18 protein-coding genes are annotated in these 20,269 nt (G+C 70.5%); 11 read left to right on the forward strand and 7 right to left on the reverse strand.

Going from position 1 to position 20,269, the window contains the following annotated elements:
- Window positions 1-133: 133 nt before the first annotated feature.
- The 3 genes from hmgA to OG496_RS15305 all read left to right on the forward strand — a co-directional run bounded on the left by hmgA (window position 134) and on the right by OG496_RS15305 (window position 3,509).
- On the forward strand, window positions 134-1,450 hold the full coding sequence (gene hmgA, locus OG496_RS15295; protein WP_405971237.1) for a homogentisate 1,2-dioxygenase: 1,317 nt from the start codon (window positions 134-136) through the stop codon (window positions 1,448-1,450).
- Window positions 1,451-1,577: 127 nt separating this feature from the next.
- Complete coding sequence (locus OG496_RS15300; protein ID WP_405971238.1) at window positions 1,578-2,330, forward strand: GntR family transcriptional regulator; 753 nt, start codon at window positions 1,578-1,580, stop codon at window positions 2,328-2,330.
- A 12-nt stretch (window positions 2,331-2,342) separates the two neighbouring features.
- The gene (locus OG496_RS15305; RefSeq protein ID WP_405971239.1) at window positions 2,343-3,509 is read left to right on the forward strand and encodes a type ISP restriction/modification enzyme; all 1,167 of its coding nucleotides are present in this window, start codon (window positions 2,343-2,345) and stop codon (window positions 3,507-3,509) included.
- Here OG496_RS15305 and OG496_RS15310 read toward each other — a convergent pair.
- On the reverse strand, window positions 3,506-4,222 hold the full coding sequence (locus tag OG496_RS15310) for a TetR/AcrR family transcriptional regulator (RefSeq protein ID WP_405971240.1): 717 nt from the start codon (window positions 4,220-4,222) through the stop codon (window positions 3,506-3,508). The genes OG496_RS15305 and OG496_RS15310 overlap by 4 nt on opposite strands.
- A gap of 63 nt (window positions 4,223-4,285) precedes the next feature.
- On the opposite strand from OG496_RS15310, the gene OG496_RS15315 reads away from it, so the two are divergent.
- Both OG496_RS15315 and OG496_RS15320 read left to right on the forward strand, forming a co-directional pair.
- Window positions 4,286-5,254 (forward strand): ATP-binding cassette domain-containing protein, encoded by a 969-nt coding sequence (locus OG496_RS15315; RefSeq protein ID WP_405971241.1) that lies wholly within the window; start codon window positions 4,286-4,288, stop codon window positions 5,252-5,254.
- Window positions 5,251-6,033 carry an ABC transporter permease gene (locus OG496_RS15320; RefSeq protein WP_405971242.1) on the forward strand — a complete coding sequence of 261 codons (783 nt, stop codon included), beginning with the start codon at window positions 5,251-5,253 and terminating at the stop codon, window positions 6,031-6,033. The genes OG496_RS15315 and OG496_RS15320 overlap by 4 nt, the downstream gene beginning before the upstream one ends.
- Window positions 6,034-6,037: 4 nt before the next feature.
- Here the strand turns inward: OG496_RS15320 and OG496_RS15325 are convergent, their stop codons facing one another.
- Complete coding sequence (locus OG496_RS15325) at window positions 6,038-6,829, reverse strand: hypothetical protein (RefSeq protein WP_405971243.1); 792 nt, start codon at window positions 6,827-6,829, stop codon at window positions 6,038-6,040.
- Window positions 6,830-7,684, reverse strand: coding sequence for a M20/M25/M40 family metallo-hydrolase (locus OG496_RS15330; RefSeq protein WP_405971244.1), 855 nt, complete (start codon window positions 7,682-7,684; stop codon window positions 6,830-6,832). It abuts the gene before it with no gap.
- Between the two features lie 83 nt (window positions 7,685-7,767).
- Here OG496_RS15330 and OG496_RS15335 point away from each other — a divergent pair, with 83 nt between their 5' ends.
- Window positions 7,768-8,976: a CaiB/BaiF CoA transferase family protein gene (locus OG496_RS15335; RefSeq protein ID WP_405971245.1), complete on the forward strand. Its 1,209-nt coding sequence runs from the start codon at window positions 7,768-7,770 to the stop codon at window positions 8,974-8,976.
- A gap of 42 nt (window positions 8,977-9,018) precedes the next feature.
- On the opposite strand, the gene OG496_RS15340 is transcribed toward OG496_RS15335, so the two are convergent.
- The 3 genes from OG496_RS15340 to OG496_RS15350 all read right to left on the reverse strand — a co-directional run bounded on the left by OG496_RS15340 (window position 9,019) and on the right by OG496_RS15350 (window position 10,790).
- Window positions 9,019-9,285: a hypothetical protein gene (locus OG496_RS15340; protein ID WP_033286328.1), complete on the reverse strand. Its 267-nt coding sequence runs from the start codon at window positions 9,283-9,285 to the stop codon at window positions 9,019-9,021.
- 126 nt (window positions 9,286-9,411) lie between these two features.
- A complete protein-coding gene (locus tag OG496_RS15345) occupies window positions 9,412-10,251 on the reverse strand; it encodes an anti-sigma factor (protein WP_366497883.1) in 840 nt (279 codons plus the stop codon).
- A complete protein-coding gene (locus tag OG496_RS15350; protein WP_019059221.1) occupies window positions 10,248-10,790 on the reverse strand; it encodes a sigma-70 family RNA polymerase sigma factor in 543 nt (180 codons plus the stop codon). The genes OG496_RS15345 and OG496_RS15350 overlap by 4 nt, the downstream gene beginning before the upstream one ends.
- A gap of 229 nt (window positions 10,791-11,019) precedes the next feature.
- On the opposite strand from OG496_RS15350, the gene OG496_RS15355 reads away from it, so the two are divergent.
- The 4 genes from OG496_RS15355 to OG496_RS15370 all read left to right on the forward strand — a co-directional run bounded on the left by OG496_RS15355 (window position 11,020) and on the right by OG496_RS15370 (window position 17,944).
- Window positions 11,020-12,561, forward strand: coding sequence for a DUF4331 domain-containing protein (locus OG496_RS15355; RefSeq protein WP_405971246.1), 1,542 nt, complete (start codon window positions 11,020-11,022; stop codon window positions 12,559-12,561).
- Between the two features lie 179 nt (window positions 12,562-12,740).
- Window positions 12,741-14,552 carry a tetratricopeptide repeat protein gene (locus tag OG496_RS15360; protein ID WP_405971247.1) on the forward strand — a complete coding sequence of 604 codons (1,812 nt, stop codon included), beginning with the start codon at window positions 12,741-12,743 and terminating at the stop codon, window positions 14,550-14,552.
- Between the two features lie 20 nt (window positions 14,553-14,572).
- Window positions 14,573-16,276 carry a sulfite exporter TauE/SafE family protein gene (locus OG496_RS15365; RefSeq protein WP_405976629.1) on the forward strand — a complete coding sequence of 568 codons (1,704 nt, stop codon included), beginning with the start codon at window positions 14,573-14,575 and terminating at the stop codon, window positions 16,274-16,276.
- A 45-nt stretch (window positions 16,277-16,321) separates the two neighbouring features.
- Window positions 16,322-17,944, forward strand: coding sequence for a protein kinase domain-containing protein (locus tag OG496_RS15370; protein ID WP_405971248.1), 1,623 nt, complete (start codon window positions 16,322-16,324; stop codon window positions 17,942-17,944).
- Between the two features lie 6 nt (window positions 17,945-17,950).
- On the opposite strand, the gene OG496_RS15375 is transcribed toward OG496_RS15370, so the two are convergent.
- Entirely contained in the window at window positions 17,951-18,757 is an 807-nt protein-coding gene (locus OG496_RS15375) for an SGNH/GDSL hydrolase family protein (RefSeq protein ID WP_405971249.1), read from the reverse strand.
- Between the two features lie 297 nt (window positions 18,758-19,054).
- Here OG496_RS15375 and OG496_RS15380 point away from each other — a divergent pair, with 297 nt between their 5' ends.
- Window positions 19,055-20,263, forward strand: a complete 1,209-nt coding sequence (locus OG496_RS15380; RefSeq protein WP_405971250.1) for a S8 family peptidase — start codon at window positions 19,055-19,057, stop codon at window positions 20,261-20,263.
- The last annotated feature ends 6 nt before the right edge of the window (window positions 20,264-20,269 follow it).

The following is a 20,269-nucleotide window of genomic DNA, read 5'->3' on the forward strand; positions in this document are numbered from 1 at the left end:
GTTCTTGGTCTCCGTGAGTCGGATTTTCCGGCCGCGCCCCTCTTCTTTCCGGCCGTACCCCTCTCCGTCCCCTTGCGCCCGTGAAACCGCAATCCTACGGTGATACATAGGAATCAGACCGCAGGGAGCAGGCATGAGCGGGGACGCACGCAAGACCGCCGAGGGGCTGACCTACCTCACCGGTTTCGGCAACGAACACAGCTCGGAGGCGGTGCCGGGCGCCCTGCCCGAGGGCCGCAACGCCCCGCAGCGCGCACCGCTCGGTCTCTACGCCGAGCAGCTCAGCGGTACGGCGTTCACCGAGCCGAGGGCGCACAACCGGCGCTCGTGGCTCTACCGCGTCCGCCCCTCGGCGGCGCACCCCGCGTTCACCCGCACCGACAACGGCTCCATCCGTACGGCGCCCTTTACGGAGACGGCGCCCGACCCGAACCGCCTGCGCTGGAACCCGCTCCCCGAACCCGCGCCCGGCACCGACTTCCTGGCCGGCCTGTGGACCCTGGGCGGCAACGGCGACGCGACCCAGCGCACCGGCATGGCCGTGCACCTCTACCACGCCGACTCCTCCATGGACCGCGTCTTCAGCGACGCGGACGGCGAGCTGCTGATCGTCCCGGAGCGCGGCGGGCTGCTGCTGCGCACGGAGTTCGGGCTCCTCCATGTGGAGCCGGGACATGTGGCGTTGATCCCTCGTGGGGTGCGCTTCCGTGTGGAGCTACTGGATGCTTCAGCCCGCGGATATGTGTGCGAGAACTATGGGACGCCCTTCCACCTCCCCGACCTCGGCCCGATCGGCGCCAACGGCCTCGCCAACGCGCGGGACTTCCGCGCGCCGGTCGCCGCGTACGAGGACGTCGAGGGTCCGGTCGAGGTGGTGAACAAGTTCTGCGGCAACCTCTGGACGGCGACCTACGACCACTCGCCCCTCGACGTCGTCGCCTGGCACGGCAACCATGTGCCGTACACCTATGACCTGCGCCGGTTCAATGTGCTCGGCTCCATCTCGTACGACCATCCCGACCCGTCGATCTTCACGGTGCTGACGTCCCCGTCGGACACCCCGGGGCTGGCCGGTGTGGACTTCGTGGTCTTCGCGCCGCGCTGGCTGGTGGGCGAGGACACGTTCCGGCCGCCGTATTTCCACCGGAACGTGATGAGCGAGTACATGGGCCTCATCGAGGGCGCCTACGACGCGAAGGCCGAGGGGTTCGTGCCCGGGGGCGGCTCGCTGCACAACATGATGTCGGCGCACGGCCCGGACCGTGAGACCTTCGACCGCGCGAGCGCCGCGGAGCTCCGTCCGCAGAAGGTCGACGACGGGCTGGCGTTCATGTTCGAGACCCGCTGGCCGGTGACGGCGACCGCCCAGGCGGCCCACGCCGATCACCTGCAACACGGGTACGACGGCGTATGGCAGGGCCTGCAACGGCACTTCCGCGCCGCGCACTGACCCCCTGCACCGCCGACCGACGCCCCGCGCACGGACCCTCCGCCACCGACCGACGCCCGCGCACAGCCTCTTCCCACCGGTTTTACGGCCCTTGCACTGATCGCTCTCTAACGGTACGGATGGCCCCGTGACCTCCTTCGCCCCGGACTCGATCGTCCTGAACCGCAAGCTGCCGCTCTGGTACCAGGTGTCGCAGTCGCTGCGCGCCTCGATACTCGGCCGCTCGCCCCGGGACCCGCTGCGGCTGCCCACGGAGGAGCAGCTCGCGGGGCACTACGGCGTCAGCGTGCTCACCATGCGGCAGGCGCTGAAGGAGCTGGAGGACGAGGGCCTGATCACCCGGCACCGCCGCCGGGGCACGTTCATCGAGCCGGACGTCCAGCGGGCCACGCCGGTACGGCTGTTGGGCTCCGTGGACGCGATCGTCGCCCAGCAGTCCGGCATGACGACCGAACTCCTCGACCACGGCAAGGTATCCGTACCGCCCGAACTCACCGAGTACTTCCCGGACTTGCCCGAGGTGGCGACGTACCACCGCCTCCGCAGCGACGAGAAGACCGGTGAGCCGACGAACCACGCCCGCAACCACATCCGCCCCGAACTGGCCGCCCGCCTCGACCTGGACGACCTGATCCGCTGGCCGATGACCAAGGTGCTGCGGGACGTCGTCGGCACGGACATCAGCCGCATCACGGACACGGTCGAGGCCCGCCTCGCCGCCCCGGAGACCGCGCGTCTCCTCCAGGTCCCGCTCCTCAGCCCGATCCTGCACTACACGGGCATCACCTACGACACACAGGGCAGGGTGCTGGACGTGGCAGTCATCCACTACCGAGGCGACCGGTTCTCCTTCTCGGTCACCCTCGACGCCGCGAACTGACGTCGTCGTACGATGCCCAGCGTGACGCACGACGACGCTCCGCTGCTCGCGGACCTCATGCCGTGGTCCGTCGCACCGATCCGGCTCGGCCGGGGGTGGCCGACGGCACCCGACGCGGCAACCCTGAAAGCGCGCTGGGACGCGCTGGTGAAGGCCGAACTCCCCGACCGGGAAACCCTGTTCGAGCCGACGCGCTCACGCACCCTGCACTCGGCGGTGCCCCAACTTCCCGGCCAGCCCAGCGGCACGGAGAAACTGATCCGCGCCACGGGCCCCTGCCCGGAACCGATCCGCGTCCTGCACGCCCCCTTCGACGAGCAGTGGCTGATCCCCGACCACCGCCTGATCGACGTGGCACGCCCGGAGTTGTGGCGGGTGGCGGACGAGCGCCAGATCTTCGTGGTGGAGACACCGGTCGTCCCCGGCACCTCCGGCCCACTCCTGCTCGCGTCCACGATCCTCCCCCTGGTCCGCCCGGGCCGCGTCCGACCGCTCTACCGACGCCCCGGCGCCGAGGAACCGAACCTGGCCCCGGGCCTGTTGGCCCACCTCGCCACCCACCTCGGCCACTCCCCCACCCCGGCGGACGTCGTCGCCTGGACGGTGACGACGGCCCACCCCGGCCCGGCGGTACCCCTGACCCGGGACCCCGAACTCTGGGCACGCGGTGTCGAGTTGGGCCACCGCCTCCTCTGGCTGATGCGCCGCAACGGCGACCGCCCCAAACTCCCCGGCGGCCGACGCCCGTACGTCCGCGCCCCGCTGCCGTCCCTCCCCCTCACCCTCCACTACGACCGGGACGAGGAGACCCTCCACCTCGACGAGGGCCGCATCTCCCCGGTACCGCCCGAGTCCTGGGACTTCGAGGTGAGCGGAGTACGGGTACTGGAGCAGTGGTTCAACTCCCGCACGGCAGAGGCCGATCCGGGCACCCTGGCGGCGATCCGTCCCCCGACCTGGCAACAGACGTGGACATCGGAACTGCTGGAGCTGATCACGGTGTTGGCGCTGCTGGCGGAACTGCGGCCGCAGCAGGACGAGTTGGAGGTGACGGACCAGATCACGGCGACAGAGCTGCGCAAGGCGGGCGTCCTCCCGGCCCCGGAGTGGACCCACCACCCGGCATCGGTCCTGGACCACCACGAAGAGGGCCCGGAAGGCCAGTTCGCGCTGCTCTAGCCTCGCTCGGGATCGAAGGCGTCCAGGACCTTACCCAACGCCATGTCGAACACCGCGTCCAGATCGATCGGCCCCGGATCCTCCATGAACGCCGCAGCCATCCGCGGATACGCCCCACCCGCGATCTGACTCCCCAGGTACGCGATCCGCACCGCGTTCTCCTGCTCCTCGGACCACGGCAAGGACCGCGACCGCTCAGCGGTCGCCAACTCATTGGCCACGTACATCGTCACAACCCCGTTGAGCAGCCCGACGAGTTGCATCTTCGTGCCGTACGTCGCCTCGACCGGATCGAGACAGGCGAGGCAGTGCTCCAGATACCGCAGGGCGTTCGGACTGAACCCGTACACCGGTGACATCAGCCGAGGCAGCCAGGGATGACGGTGCATCAGCGTCCGCGTCTGATGGGCCACCCGGACCATGTCCGCCCGCCAGTCCCCCGACGGCGCCCACTCCTCGTGCTCGCCACTGACCGCGTCCACCATCAGCTCGTACAGGTCCTCCTTGCGGGGGACGTAGTTGTACAGCGACATGGTGCCGCAGCCCAATTCGGCCGCGACGTGCCGCATGGAGACCGCGTCCAGCCCCCCACCGTCGGCGATCCGCACGGCCGCCGCCGCGATGTCCGCGCGGCGGAACGCCGGCTTCGGCCCCCGCCCCGCACGCTCGGGGCGCGCCCAGATCACTTCGGGTACGGCCGCTCGGTCCGCCATTGATCATCACCTCGACCACCATCCTAGTTACGTACACCGTACGTAGTGCGCTATGGTCGACTCATGACTACTACGTACGCTGTACTTAGTGAAGGTCTGGAGAAGCGCTTCGGCGCCGTGCACGCCGTGCGCGGGCTGGACCTGGCGGTGGCACAGGGCACGGTCTGTGGAGTCCTCGGCCCCAACGGCGCGGGCAAGACCACGGCCGTACGGCTGCTCACCACACTGCTGCGCCCCGACGCGGGCTCCGCGCGGATCGCCGGGCACGATCTGGTCCGGGAGGCTTCGGCCGTACGGCGTCGGATCGGCGTCACCGGGCAGTACGCGTCGGTCGACGGCGACCTCACCGGCCGGCAGAACCTGCGCCTGTTCGCGCGGCTGCACCGGGTGCGGGGTCCGGCGGAGCGGGCCGGTGAGCTGCTGGACCGCTTCGGCCTGACCGAGTCCGCCGACCGGCCCGCGTCCACCTACTCGGGCGGGATGCGCCGCCGTCTCGACCTCGCGGCGAGTCTCATACGACGCCCCGACGTGCTGTTCCTCGACGAACCGACGGCCGGGCTCGACCCGGCCAGCCGGAACCGGATCTGGGACGCCGTCCGGGACCTGAAAAGGGAGGGTACGACCGTGCTGCTGACCACGCAGTACCTGGAGGAGGCCGACCAACTGGCCGACGACATCGCCCTGGTGGACAAGGGCCGGGTCGCGCACAGCGGTTCACCGGCCCAGCTGAAGGCGCTCATCGGCACGTACGCCGAGGTCGTCGTCGCGCACGCGGACGCCCTCGCGAAGGCGGCGGGTGTCCTCGACCAACTCACCGGCGCCGAGCCGTCGTTCGACCACGAGCGGAACGCCGTCGGCGCGGTCACCGGCGACCCGACGCTCACTCTTCCCCGCCTGGTCCGCGAACTCGACGCGGCGGGCGTGCCGTTGCTCGACGCGAGCATGCGACCACCGACCCTGGACGACGTGTTCCTGCGCCTCACCGACACGGAACCGGGCACCCCCACCGACATCGAGGAGCGTGCCGCATGAGCACGCTGGCGTACGACGGCACCGCGATGCTCGGCCGGCAGCTGCGCCGGGTGCGGAACAACCCGGCGCTGGTGATCCTCACCCAGACCATGCCGATCACGATGCTGCTCTTCTTCGGGTACGTCTTCGGCAGCGCGCTCGCGATGCCGGGTGACGCGTACCGCTCCTACCTCGTCCCCGGCCTGCTGGTCGCGACCGCCGCCAACGGCATCATGACGGGCATGTTCCAGGCGGCCCAGGACTCGCACCGGGGCGTGACGGACCGCTTCCGCACGCTGCCGATGAGCAGGGCGGCCGTACCCCTCGGGCAGGCGACCGCGGACCTGGTCGTCACGGCGGCCGGTACCGTGCCGTTCCTGCTGGTCGGCCTCGCGGTGGGCTGGCGGATCGAGGGGTCGGCACTCCAAGCCGCCGCCGCCGTGGGCCTGTTGCTGCTGTTCCGGTTCGCCTGCGCCTGGGTCGGCATCCTGCTCGGGCTCGTCTCCCGCAGCGAGGAGGCGGCCGGTCAGCTCGGCAGCGCGACCTTCATGCTGCCGCTGCTGTCCAACGCGTACATCCCGACCGACCGGCTGCCGGGGTGGCTGCGCACCCTGGCCGAGTGGAACCCGATCAGCGCGGTGACGACAGCCCTGCGGTACCTGTTCGGCAACTCCCCCGTCCCTGAGGGCGCCGCCTGGCCGGTGGCCCATCCGATCGCCGGGTCGCTGGCGTGGTGCGCCGCGCTGATCGCGGTGTTCGCCCCGCTCGCCGTACGCCGGTACGCGCACGGCGAGCGGTGAACCGCTACCACTGAGGGGGCAGTTCGGGGCCCAGTGACGAGAACTTCTCCTGGGACACCACCCGTTGGGGCGGCCAGGTGATGTTGTCCGGCGGCCAGGTCTGGCCGGTCCGCTCCAGGAACCACTCCGGGGGTTCGTACATGGGCGGTTCGTAGCCGTCGGGCAGAGCCGTTCGCCATTCGACGCCCTCTGTACGTTGCTTGAACTCGTCCTTGATCGCCCTGAGTTGCTCCGGCTGGGTGAGCAGGTCGATCGCCGTCGCCGCGAGATACCGGGCGGCGGCGATGACGGTTGCCCGGCCGGGTGCCGACGCCGCGCAGGACGTGAGGGCCCAGGTGTGCAGCTTGCTGCCGATGGGGGCGAGGGCGGCGCCCATGGAGACGGTCGGCACGTTCCAGCTGATGTCGGCGACGTCCGTCGAGCCGCCGCCCATGAACACGGGGTTGGGCGGGGTGAGTTCGGCGATCTCGGCGTGCAGGCCCTGCTGCGGAAGGCCGAGGGACTCCTGCAGGTCCCGGGCCAACTGCTGTGCCTCTTCCGTGAATTCGGGCGGGCCGAGCTGACGCATGTTGTCGTACATCAGCTCTGCGAAGGCCCTGGAGGGGAGTTGGTTCCAGCAGGCCGCGGTGATGCGGTGCCGTACCGATGTCTGCGAGGCCTTCGCCGCCGCCTCGGAGACGGCGATCACCTTGTCGAGGAGGACCTGGACGCGGGCGGGGCTGCCCTCGCGGACGTAGTAACTGATCTCCGCGATCTCAGGGGTGACGTTCGGGATGTCACCGCCGTTGTTGATCACTCAGTGGAGGCGTCCGCTCGGCGCCAGGTTCTCCTCGCGGAGGAACTCGGAGAGGGTCGCCATCATCACGGCCGCGTCCAACGCGCTCTTGTTGCCGAGCGCGTGGCCGCCGTGACCGGCGACGCCGAGGAAGGTGAAGGTCACCGCCGTCATCGCGGTACTGCTCCGCCAGCCGGTGGCGTTGGAGGTCGAGGGGTGCCAGTCGAGGAAGGCGCCGAGGCCGTCGTAGACGCCCTGGCTGACCGCGTAGGTCTTGCCGATCAGGTTCTCCTCGGCGGTCGAGCCGAAGAACCTGACGGTGACGGGGAGTTGGTGCCGTTGTGCTGCCTGTGCCACGGCTGCCGCGGCCGCTGCCGCCGCCGTACCGAGGGCGCAGTGGCCGCAGCCGTGTCCCGGGCCGTAGCCGGGTGCGAAGGGGTCGTGGACGTACTCGCGCGGGTCGTGGTGGCCGACGCCGCTGTGCTGGGAGAGGCCGGGCAGCGCGTCGTACTCGCCGCTGAAGCCGAGGACGGGGCCGCCGGTGCCGTGGGAGAAGGTCGCGGTGAAAGCCGTGGGGAAGCCGGCCGTGCCGAACTCGACCTGGAATCCGGCCTGTTCGAGGAACGCGGCCTCGGCGAGCGACGACTTCCACTCGCGGAGGCTGAGTTCGGCGTGCTCCCAGATCTCGGAGTTGAGGCCGGTGATCCGGTCCGTGTGCTCCGCGATCCAGTCCAGCGCGGCCGTCTTGGCGGGGCTGTCCCGGGCCAGGCCCGCGGGCGGGACGTAGGTGGGCGCGGTGACGTGGGCGGAGGCCGCCATCACCGGGTCGGTGGCGGTCGTCGGCTCGTGTTCGTGCTGGTCGTGGGGGTCACACACGTGCGCCTCCGGGAACGGCGAGGATCGGTGCATCAGCCATACGCATCATGCTCCCCACATGACAAAGGTGTCAGGCGCGGGACATGATCCCCGGCATGGAGCCCTTGCCGCTGCCCCTGGAGGGCATCACCGTCGTCGCCGTCGAGCAGGCCGTCGCCGCGCCCTTCGCCACCCGCCAGCTCGCCGATCTCGGCGCCCGGGTGATCAAGGTCGAGCGGATCGACGGGGGTGACTTCGCACGCGGTTACGACACGGCGGCGGGCGGTCTGGCCTCGCACTTCGTGTGGTGCAACCGGGGCAAGGAGTCCATCGCGCTGGATCTGAAGGATCCGCGCGGGCTGGACGTCGTACGTCAACTCGTCGCCGGCGCCGACGTGTTCGTGCAGAACCTCGCGCACGGGGCGGCCGCCCGGCTCGGGCTCGACGCCGCCACGTTGTGCGCGGCGCATCCGCGGCTGGTCGCCGTGGACATCTCCGGATACGGCCCGAGCGGTCCGTACGCCGACAAGCGGGCCTACGACATGCTCGTGCAGTGCGAGGCGGGGTTGGTGTCGGTGACCGGGACGCCGGAGCAGCCGGTGAAGGCGGGGATTCCGGCCGCCGACATCGCGGCGGCCATGTACGCCTTCTCCGGTGTGCTCGCGGCGCTCGTGCGCCGGGGTGTGAGCGGGCGTGGCGGGCCCGTCGAGGTGTCGATGCTGGACGCGCTCGCGGAGTGGATGGGGCATCCGTTGCATCACGCGATGCACGGTGGAACTCCCCCGGCGCGCACGGGACTTGCGCACGCCGTCATCGCGCCGTACGACGCCTATCCCACGGCGGACGGCGGGCGGGTGCTGCTGTCGGTGCAGAACGACCGGGAGTGGCGGCGGCTGGCCGAACAGGTCATCAAGAGGCCGGAGTTGGGGAGCGATCCCGACTTCGCCACGAACGCGGCGCGGGTCGTGAACCGGGAGCGCACCGACGCCCTCGTCGGCGAGGCGCTGGGTGGGCTCGGCGCCGACGAGGCCGTGGGGCTGCTGGAGCGCGCCGGTGTGGCCTGCGCGCGGCTCAGGGACGTTCAACAGCTGGCGGAGCACCCGCAGTTGGCGGCCCGGGAGCGGTGGCGGGAGGTGGGTTCGCCGGTCGGGCCGCTGCGGGCGCTGCTGCCGCCCATCACCTTGCCGGGCGGAGGCGAGGCGCGGATGGGCGACGTGCCCGCGCTCGGGGAGCACACCGTGGCGCTGCTGCGTGCCGTGGGGATGGCGGACGTAAAGATCGCAGCACTGCGCCGGGACGGCGTGATCGCCTGAGCGCGGGCCCCCGGGAACTCCCCGGGGACGCCGAGGAGTTGCTCAGCGCCCGCCGAACAGCGAGCGGCGCAGCCTGCGCAGTGGCGCGAAGAGCTTGACGCGGCTCACTCGGGTACCTGTGGCGCTGCGTTCCTGCGTGGTGTCACGCGAGGTCAGCTCACGCATCAGCGAGGTCGCCTCTGCCGTCTCGCGCTGCGGGACGACAGGGCCGCCCAGCACCGAGAGATGGCGGTCGAGGCGCGAACTCGTCGCGCTGCTCCCGCACGTGATCGCAGGGACCCTTGCCCTGCTGCGCACTATCTGTTCCATGTCACTCCCCACCCATACGAGTCCACCCGGCCCGGGCAGGGTAACCCTATCGCCCCAACCGAGCACTCGTGTATCGAGGTCTCAGGATTCACCTTCCCCGTAAGGGTGTTGACGACCCCTCCGTGATTACTCTCCGAATCCAACCGATTTCAGGGCGAGTTGGACAACTGGCTGAGTTGTGGGCTGCGCTGAGCCCCCGTCGGGCTCGACGGTCACTGCGAGTGATGTTGCAGTTTTGTCGAGTCCGGTGGTGACCAAGGGCGTGTCGTCCTTGAAGAGCCCGAGGGAGCGCGGTTGCACATTGGGGCGCATCAGCCACAGTTGACGCACGCGCCCGCTCGGCGGTGCGCCGTATCCGCTCAGGGTGACGACCGCGCGCCCCTCCGAGGCGGAGGCGATCACGCCGATGCTCCGGCCCGAGGTGTCCGCGCCGGTGGTCGCGCGGGCGTCGGGAGCTGCGAGAACGTGGGCGATGTCACGTGACTGCGCCTGCGCGGCGTCCAGCTTGTCCTGTGTCTTGTTCGCCTGCACGGCGAACAGCGAGGCCACGACGAGGGCGGCGGTGGCCGTCGCGGTGGCGAACGGCACGAAGAACGGGCGCCGTTGGGGCACGCGGGCGCGCGACGCCTGCGGCTGTGTGCCCCACACATGGGCCGGCAGCCGGGGTGTGTACTCCCGCGCCTGTGGTTCCCGCACATGTTCCCGCAGCGGTCCGGGCTCCTGCGGGGTCTGCCGTACGGCGGCCAGCACGCGGTCGCGCATGGCGAGCGGCGGCTGGGCGGCCGTGGACCAGGCCAGCCGGACCGCGTCCTCGGTCAGGGCGCGCACCTCCTCGGCGCAGCGGTCGCAGCCCTTGAGGTGTTTCTCGAACTGGCGGCGCTCACCGGGTTCCAGGGCGTCGAGGGCGTAGGGGGCCGCGAGCGAGTGGACATCCCCCCGGCCGAACAGTCGGGCGAGAACGCTCATGCGACACCTCCCAGGCAGTCGCGCAGCCGGGTGAGTCCGTCACGCATGCGGGTCTTGACCGTGCCCAGCGGCAGCGAGAGCCGCTCAGCCACTTCACGGTACGTATAGCCGTCGTAATAGGCGAGGGTGACGGACTGCCGTTGCAGAGCCGTGAGGCGGTCCAGGCAGCGGCGCACCAACTGCCGTTCCAGGCCTGCCTCGACCTCCTCGGTCACCTGGTCGAAGGCCGGGTGGTGGGAGCGGCGGGCCTCGCGCTGCTCGCGTTCACCGGCCGCGCGGGCGCTGCGCACCCGGTCGACGGCTCGGCGGTGGGCGAGGGTGAGGACCCAGGACAGGGCGCTGCCCCGGCCGGGGTCGAAGCGGGCGGCGGACCGCCACATCTCCAACAGCACCTCCTGGGACACCTCCTCGGACTGCGCCGGGTCGCGCACCACCCGGCGCACCAGCCCGAACACCGGCCCGGACACCAGTCCGTACAGCTCCTCGAAGGCCCGTTGATCACCTGCTGCCACCTGCACCAGGAGCTCGTCGGCCTCCACCCGTCCCCCACTCTTCGACCGCACGCGGCCCATCCCCTCATCACATCCCGTCACACGAGGCGTTCGTAGCGAACACCTCTACGGATGGGTTACGGATCAGCGCGCCCAAAACGCGGGTCAAGGGACGGATTGGAAGGCGCCAAAAAAACTTTTCAGGTTTGACCAATCCGCCCCGGCACCTGCTCCGAATCCTCGTGCGTCAGGCAAGTTGGCACTGAGGACGGACGGCATGACACCTATCTCCAGGAGCGGTGCGGGGCGCAGGAACATCGCGGCCCTCATATGCGGCGCGCTGGCCGCTGGCGGGCTCGCGGCCGCCGGTGTGGCCGCGCTGGAACCGGGAGTGGCCGCGGCCTCCTCCCACCGGGAGGCTCCCCTGATCTCGGGGACCCCGCAGTACGACAACACGGACCTGTACGCGTTCGTCAGTCCGGACAAGCCGGACACCACGACGATCGTGGCGAACTGGATCCCGTTCGAGGAGCCCGCCGGCGGCCCGAACTTCTACCAGTTCGCGGACGACGCCCAGTACGACGTGCACATCGACAACAACGGTGACGCGCTGGACGACTTCATCTTCCGCTACACCTTCAACACGCAGATCAAGAACAAGAAGACGTTCCTCTACAACACGGGTCCGGTCACCAGCCTCACCGACCCCGACCTCAACATCACGCAGTCGTACGACGTCGAGCTCATCAAGCTGAAGAAGGGCAAGGCGGTCTACAAGACGAAGATCGCCGACGACATCCCGGCGGCACCGTCGGACGTCGGCGACGCGTCGATGCCGGACTACGCCAAGCTGCGCTCGCAGGCGATCTACAAGACGACCAACGGCGGCGCGACCTTCGCGGGCCAGGCCGACGACCCGTTCTTCGCGGACCTGCGCGTCTTCGACCTGCTCTACGGCGGCAACCTGAGCGAGGTCGGCAACGACACCCTCAAGGGCTACAACGTCAACACGATCGCCCTCCAGGTGCCGAACGACCTGATCCGGCAGTCCAAGTCCCGTCCGACCGTGGGTATTTACTCCACGACCCAGCGCAAGAACGCGAAGGGCTACTACACGCAGGTCTCGCGGCTGGGCAACCCGTTGGTCAACGAGGTCGTCAACCCGCAGAAGGACAAGGACAAGTTCAACGCGTCCGAGCCCAAGGACGACGCGCAGTTCCTGAAGAACGTGACCGAGCCCGAGATCCCGAAGCTCATCGAGTCGATCTACAAGATCAAGGCGCCGAGCGAGCCGCGCAACGACCTCGTCAGCGTGTTCCTCACGGGCGTCAAGGGCCTCAACACCGAGCAGCCGTACGCGAAGCCGTCGGAGATGCTCCGCCTGAACACGTCGATCGCGCCGGCCGCGCACCCCAAGCGCCTCGGTGTCCTGGACGGCGACAACGCGGGCTTCCCGAACGGGCGCCGGCTCACCGACGACGTGATCGACTCCGCGCTCCAGGTCATGGAGGGTGAACTGGTCGGTTCCAAGAACGACTTGGGCGACGCGGTCGACAAGAACGACAAGGGCTTCGAGAAGTACTTCCCCTACGTAGCCGAGCCCACCTCGGGTTCGCGCGGCCCGCTCGCCAAGGGCACGACCAGCGGCAGCGACGTCAAGAACCAGCTGGGCGACGCGTTGCAGCCGGCGGGATCCTCCTCCGACAGCAACAACATGATGCTGATGGTCGCCTCGGCGGCCTCGGGTGTCGCCGGCGTCCTGCTGATCGGCGCGGCCGTCGCGTGGTGGCGCCGCCGGATGACCCACCGGCCGTACTAAACCCCCCGAACTGGCGCGGCCCGCACTTCACCTTCCCCCACGGTGCGGGCCGCGCCACCCCGTGTCGCGACGTCCTTGAGCGGTACGGCACGCGACTTCCTTGAGCAGTACGGCACTTGACCCACGTATCCCCACGTATCCACCGATCCACTGATCCACCCAGGCGATGGAGGAACGGCATGGCCCCGCGCGAGAACGACCACAAGCCGACGGAGGACGAGCAGCCGGCGGCGACACAGCGGGAGTGGGAGCGACTGTGGGAGCAGGGCGACGACTCGGGGGGCGAGGACGGGGGCAGCACGAAGGAGGGCACCGGGCCGGAGGGTGAGCGGGACGCGGACGCGGACACCGAGGCCTCCCCGGCTGCGGTCGACGCCCGTGCCGACGTCTCCGGAGACACCGACGCCGACACCGACGCCGAAGGCCGTGAAGTTCCAGGTCCCGCCGCCGCGGATTCCGCCGAACCGACCCCCACCGTCGACGACACGGACGAGGCCCCAACTCCCGCGCACGGCAACGCCGATGAGCCGGGCCACTCTCACGATCATGACCATCACCACGAGCACGACCACGAGCACGCCGATGGATCCACCACCCCCCACAGCCACACGCACCCCCACCTCGGCGACGAACGCATCGCCGCCGTACGCCGGGCAGCCGCCGCGAGCCGTCGCTGGCGGACCGTCCAACTCGCCGGGTGTGCCGCCCTGTTGGCCGTCGCGATGACCGCCGGCGCCATCGCCATCGGCGCGACTAAGGACAGCGGGGCCACCGGGGTCGCCGCGTCCAGTGCCGTGTCGCCGGAGTTGCTCGCCAGTGGGAGCCTGGACGCGAGTATCGCCTCGCTGCAGGCTCATCTGAGGACGCAGCCCAAGGACTTCGACGGGTGGGCGACGCTCGGGCTGGCCTATGTGGAGCAGGCGAGGACGAAGGGTGACCCGTCCCGGTATCCGCAGGCGCAGGCCGCGTTGCAGCGGTCGTTGAAGATCTCGCCCGGCAACGAGAACGCCCTGGAGGGCCGCGCCGCGCTCGCCGCCGCCCGGCACGAGTTCGCGGAGGCGCTGACCTACGCGGACCAGGTGCTGAAGGAGAACCCGTACAGCGAGCGCGCCCTGTGCTCGCGTATCGACGCGCTCGTCGAACTCGGCCACTACGCCGACGCGGAGAAGGCCGCCGACCTCGCCGACGCCCGCAAGCCCGGCGTCCCGGTGTTCACCCGGTACGCGTACGTGCACGAGCTGCGCGGTGACGTGACCACGGCCCGCAAGGTCCTGGAGCAGGCCCTCGCGGCCGCCACCTCCCCCGGCGACATCTCGTACGTGGCCGGCACGCTCGGCCAACTCGCCTGGAACCAGGGCGACTACAAGACCGCGCTGAACGACTACGGCCGCGCCCTCGCCGCCGACGAGAACTACCTCCCCGCCCTGGAGGGCCGCGCCCGCGCCCAGGCCGCCCTCGGCGACCGCGCCGAGGCCATCAAGGGCATGGAGCTGGTCGTCTCCCGCTACCCGCTCCCCCAACCCCTCGTGGAACTCGGCGAGTTGTACGAGAGCCGGGACGCCGCGGGAGACAAGGCGAAGGCCGACGACCAGTACGCGCTCGTCGACGCCTGGATCGCGCTGGCCCGTGCCAACGGCGTCAACGCCGACCTGGACACCGCGCTCGCCGCCGCCGACCACGGCAACATCAAGTCCGCTCTGAAGGCCGCCCGCGCCGAATGGGCCCGCCGCCACACCGTGCACACCGCGGACGCCCTCGCCTGGGCCCTGCACGTCAACGGCCTCGACAAGGAGGCCCTCCCCTACGCCCGCCGGGCCACGGCCACCAACTACCACAACGCCTCGTTCATCTACCACCTCGGCATGATCGAACTCGCCACCGGCCACAAGGCGGACGGCCGCACCCACCTGGCCAAGGCCCTGAAGCTGAACCCGGGGTTCTCGCCGCTGGGCGCGAGCAAGGCCCGTAAGGCGTTGGAGGCGACCAAGTGACGCCGGTCCGCCGCCTCCAAGTGAGGCCCGTCCGCCGCCTGTTCGCCTCCGCCGCGGCCGTCCTCACCGCCGCCGGCGCGCTCCTCCTGGTCCCCACGGCCGCCGCGAGCGCGCACCCCCTCGGCAACTTCACCGTCAACCGCTACGACGGCCTCGTCGTCGCCCCGGGCGAGCTGCGCGTCACGCACATCGAGGACCTCGCCGAGATCCCGGCGACCCAGGTCAAGCCGGAGATCAAGCAGTTGGGCATGACCGAGTGGGCCCGGCAGCGCTGCGACAAGGCCGCCGAGGGCAGCAAGGTCACCGTCGACGGCCGTACGGTCGCCCTCACGCCCGGTGCCAGTACCGCGCGGCTGCGGCCGGGGCAGGCCGGGCTCAACACCCTGCGGGTGGAGTGCAGTTCGACGGCCGCGCTGCCCAAGGGCAAGACAGTCACCCTGGGCTTCCACAGCGCGGGGCTGACCACCGGGCCGGGCTGGCGGGAGATCACCGCGCGCGCCGACAGGATGACGCTCACGAAGTCGGACGTGGCGACGAAGTCGAACTCGCACGAACTCACCAGCTATCCCAAGGACTTGCTCTCCTCCCCCGACGACACCACGACCGCGTCCCTGCACGCGCGCCCCGGCGGCCCGGCGCTCACCGACGCCGACCAGTCCACGTCGGAACCGCCCGCCGCCTCCGTGCTGCCGCGCGGCGCCGACCGCTGGACGGAGGCCCTCAACAACCTGGTGGCCCGCCACCACCTCACCGTCGGCTTCGCCGCCCTCGCCCTGCTCATCGCGATCGCCCTGGGCGCGATGCACGCGCTCGCGCCCGGTCACGGCAAGACCCTGATGGCGGCCACGGCCGCCGCGCGGGGCGGTCGCGCCCGGCTCAAGGACGTCCTCCCGCTCGCCGCCTCGGTCACCGTCACCCACACCCTCGGGGTGGTCGCCCTGGGCCTCCTGGTCACGGCCGGCTCCGCCGCGACCCCGTCGGTGATCGCCTGGCTGGGCATCGCGAGCGGCGTCCTGGTCCTCTTCGCCGGCGCCAACCTCGTACGCCGCGCCTGGCGCAACCGCCCACGCCCACAAGCCACTTCACACCCCCACCCGCATCCCCACCCCCACGATCACCAGCACGAGACCGCCAAGGCCCCCGAACGCTCCCTGGTCCTCGTCTCCGCGCACGCCGAAGCCGGGTCCACCCACACCGAGGCCCACCCGCACCCGCACAGCCACGACGACGACCACGCCCACAGTCACGACCACGGCGACACCCACGATCACGAGCACGGCCATGACCACCCCCATCCCCACGACCATGGCCACACGCACGACCACGATCACGCCGTAGAACACACGCACGGCGGCTTCACCCACACGCATGAGACCGCCCCCACCGTGCGCGGCACGATCCTGCTCGGCTTCGCCGGTGGGCTCGTGCCGAGTCCGTCCGCCGTGGTGGTCCTCGTGGGGGCCGCGGCGCTGGGTCAGGCGTGGTTCGGGCTGCTGCTCGTCGTCGCGTACGGCGTCGGTCTCGCCCTCACCCTCACCGCTGCCGGATTCGCCGTCGTCAAGCTGGGTACAGGGATGAACCGAGTGCTGGACCGGCGCCCCCGCTGGATCATCAGCCCCATGGCAGTGCTGGTCCGCCGGACCTTGCCGCTGGGATCGGCGCTCGTCGTCGTGGCCCTCGGGGTCGGACTGGTGCTCAAGGGGGCGGCATCAGCGCTCGGCTGAGTTACGTTTGGCGAGAATTCGCCCGGCTGCGAATGGGGGGAGCCCATGTCCGAAGATCCGGGCACTGAACGTGTGATCGCGGGCCGCTACCGGCTCCTGTCCCCCCTCGGTGAGGGCGGGATGGGCACGGTGTGGCGGGCCCGCGACGAGGTGCTGCAACGCGAGGTCGCCGTCAAGGAGGTGCGCGCGCCGGCCGGACTGGCCTCCGACGACGTGGAGCGGATGTACGCCCGTCTTGAGCGCGAGGCGTGGGCGGCGGCGCGGGTCGCCAACCGCAACGTGGTGACGGTGTACGACGTGGCCACGGAGGACGGCCGCCCCTGGATCGTCATGGAGCTGGTGCGGGGCATGTCTCTGGCCGATCTCCTGGACGGCGAGGGGCCGTTGACGCCGCAGCGGACCGCACACATCGGTGCCGAGGTGCTGGCAGCGTTGCGGGCCGCGCACGACGCCGGGGTGCTGCACCGGGACGTGAAACCGGCCAACGTGCTGATGTCGAACGACGGCCGGGTGGTGCTGACCGACTTCGGTATCGCCATGGTGGAGGGCAGTTCGGCGCTCACCATGACCGGCGAGGTCATCGGTTCGCCCGAATTCCTCGCCCCGGAGCGGGCGTTGGGCCGTACGCCAGGTCCCGAGTCCGACCTGTGGGCGCTCGGCGTGCTGCTGTACGCGGCGGTCGAAGGACAGTCGCCGTTCCGCCAGAACACCCCGCTGAGCACCCTGCGGGCCATCGTCGACGAGGAGTTGCCGACCCCGCGGCTGGCCGGGCCGCTCACCCCGGTCATCGAGGGACTGCTGCGCAAGGACCCGGCCGAGCGGATGTCCGCGGAGCAGGCGGAGCAGGATCTGCGGCTGGTCGCGGCGGGCGGTACACCGCGCGCGTCCACGGCGCCGACGACGCCGTACTCGCCGACGATGGCGGGGTATCCGCAGGACGGCTACTCCCAGCAGGACTCGCGGACGCCGCCGCAGCCGGTGCAGGGCTTCGGGCCGCCGCCCGACTCCTACTCGACGCCGACGGCCGCGGACGAACCGCACCGCAACCGGCGGGCGGCCGTCGTGCTGGTCGCGGGGCTGATCGCGCTGGCCCTGGCGATCGGCGGACTGACGTACACGCTGATCAACCGGAACGACGACAAGGACTCGAACGCGGGCAAGGGCGCGAGCACCCCCAAGAGCCAGCCCTCGGACGGGACTTCGCCGAGTGCGAGCAGCGAGACCACGGCGCCGAGCGACACTCCGAGTCCGAGCAGCAGCAAGTCCTCGTCGGCGCCGCAGTCGGTGAAGGCGACGGTGGAGGGCGCCAACACCGAGTACACCGGCAGCTGTCCGCCGCCGAACGCGAAGGCGCCGACCTTCACGGCCAGCATCACGGTGGGGAAGCTGCCCGCCGAGGTGTCCTACCGGTGGGTGACGAAGACCGGTTCGGTCTCCAACCCCGGCTGGAAGACGCTGTCGTTCCCGTCGGGCGGCGGGAAGACCAAGCAGGACCGGGTGTTCCTCACGACGTACTCGAACAGCGGGACGTTCAAGAACGAGATCAGTGTCGAGATCCGCAGCCCGGTGAACGAGGAGTCCAACTCCGTGCCGTTCTCGGTGACTTGCGTGGCGGAGACCCCGTCGGACGGGGCCTCCGCGTCGGATTCGGCGACGCCCTCGGCGTGAGAGGGGTCAGACCGCGCCGGTCAGGACCGGGAGATAGCCGCCGGACTGGCCGGCCGCGGTCGGGTGGTACGACTCGCTGATGCTCAGCAGGTTGAGGCTGTGCAGCCAGGAGCTGCCGGAGCAGATCTCGTGGCCGGTGAACGTGGTGCGTACGTCGCCGTAGGTGAAGCCGTGGTCGGCGGCGCGCTTGGCGATGGCGGTGTCGAGGTAGTCGGCCGCGCCGTTGATGGCGGAGCGCTTGGTCGCGGAGAGGCCGAGGCAGGTGGTGCCGAGTTTGTAGAAGCGCGGGTAGCCGAGCACGACCACGTGCGCGGAGGGGGCTTTGGCGCTGATCGTGGAGTAGACCTTGTCGAGGAGGCCGGGGAGCGTCGAGTCGACGTAGGCCTTCGCGGTGGCGATCCGGCTGAGGCAGGAGCTGTCGGACTGCAGGACGCAGGTCGTCATGACGTCGGCGAAGCCGGCGTCGTTGCCGCCGACGCTGATCGAGACGAGGCCGGTCGAGGCGCTGAGGGTGCCGAGCTGGTTGGCGAGAACATCACCCGTACGAGCGCCCGAGCAGGCCTTGAAGTCGAACGTCGAGGGTGAATGCGCGGCCGCCCAGAGGTAGGGGTAGGCCTTGGTGCTGCGGTCGCAGGACCCGCTGGAGCTGATCTTGCCGCCCGCGCCGACACCCGAGGAGTAGGAGTCACCGAGGGCCACATAGCCGCCGGTGGCGGCCAGTTGGGATGCCTGCGCCGTCATCGCCCCGGTGAGGGCGAGCGCGGCGGCGAGGAGGAGCGAGGTCACGTATGCCGTAAATCGGGAACGTCTCATGGAACCTCCCTTAGCAGGATCTCTGCCACAACTGTCGTAGCAGTGACGCGCGTTGACGGGAAGTGTGCATGCCAATGGAGAGTCCGACAGAGAGGCTGACGGGGCGTTTGATTGCGTGCTCATGACAGCTCTGTGACAGGCCGTCAACTCCCTTGAACCAGACCGGTTCATGACCCAGGCTTTGCTCAGCCTTGGTGCGGAACGCAACGCTCCAGGGTTGTGCGCACGACGACGCGCGCACCCCCACAGCCGCGCGCCGACCCGGGCGCGCGCCGCCTGGAAGAGGACTCCCTCGTAATGGCACTCCTGCGTAGCAACAAGCTCCGGCTCGCCGCGATCACCGGCGCCGCCACCGCCGCTCTCGTCGGCGGGCTCACCGCATTCCCCGCCCAGGCCGCCCCGGCCACGGGCACGGTACTGGCCGCCGGCTCCCCCACAGCCGTCGACGGCAGCTACATCGTCACCCTCAAGAAGAGCGCCGGCCTCAAGGCGTCCTCGACCGCGGGCAAGGGCCTGGTCAAGGAGTACGGCGGCACGGTCACCAAGACGTTCAACGCGGTGCTGAACGGCTACACGGCGAGCCTCTCCGCGACCGAGGCGAAGAGACTCGCCGCCGACCCGGCCGTCGCCGCGGTGGAGCAGAACCAGCGCGTCCACCTGACCGACACCACCCAGTCCAGCGCGCCCTGGGGCCTGGACCGCATCGACCAGGCCGCACTGCCGCTGTCGGGGACGTACACCTATCCGGACAGCGCGGGCAGCGGTGTGACCGTGTACGTCATCGACACCGGCGTCCGGATCACCCACACCCAGATCAGCGGCCGCGCCTCCTACGGCTATGACGCGGTCGACGGCGACACCACCGCCTCCGACGGCAACGGCCACGGCACCCATGTGGCCACGACGATCGCGGGCTCGACGTACGGCGTCGCCAAGAAGGCGAACATCGTGGCGGTCCGGGTGCTGGACAACAGCGGCTCGGGCACGACGGCCGGGGTGATCGCGGGCATCGACTGGGTGACCTCGAACCACACCACGCCGGCGGTCGCCAACATGTCGCTCGGCGGCTCCGCCTCCACCTCGCTCGACACGGCGGTCGCCAACTCCATATCCAGCGGCGTGACGTACGCGGTCGCGGCGGGCAACAGCAGCGCCAACGCCTCCTCGTACTCCCCCGCCCGGGTCGCCACCGCGATCACGGTCGGCGCCACCACCAGCGCGGACGCCAGGGCCAGTTACTCCAACTACGGCTCGATACTGGACATCTTCGCGCCCGGCTCGTCGATCCTGGCGGGCTACAACACCAGCGACACCGCCACCGCCACCCTGTCGGGCACCTCGATGGCGACCCCGCACGTGGCGGGCGCCGCCGCCGTCTACCTCTCGGGCCACACCTCGTCCACGCCGGCCCAGGTCGCCACGGCCCTGGTGAACGGGGCCACTTCTGGTGTGGTGACCAGCCCAGGCACGGGGTCACCGAACAAGCTGCTGAAGCTCGTCCCGTAGCACCCA

The organism is Streptomyces sp. NBC_00988 (genome assembly GCF_045162645.1).
Taxonomy (GTDB): domain Bacteria; phylum Actinomycetota; class Actinomycetes; order Streptomycetales; family Streptomycetaceae; genus Streptomyces.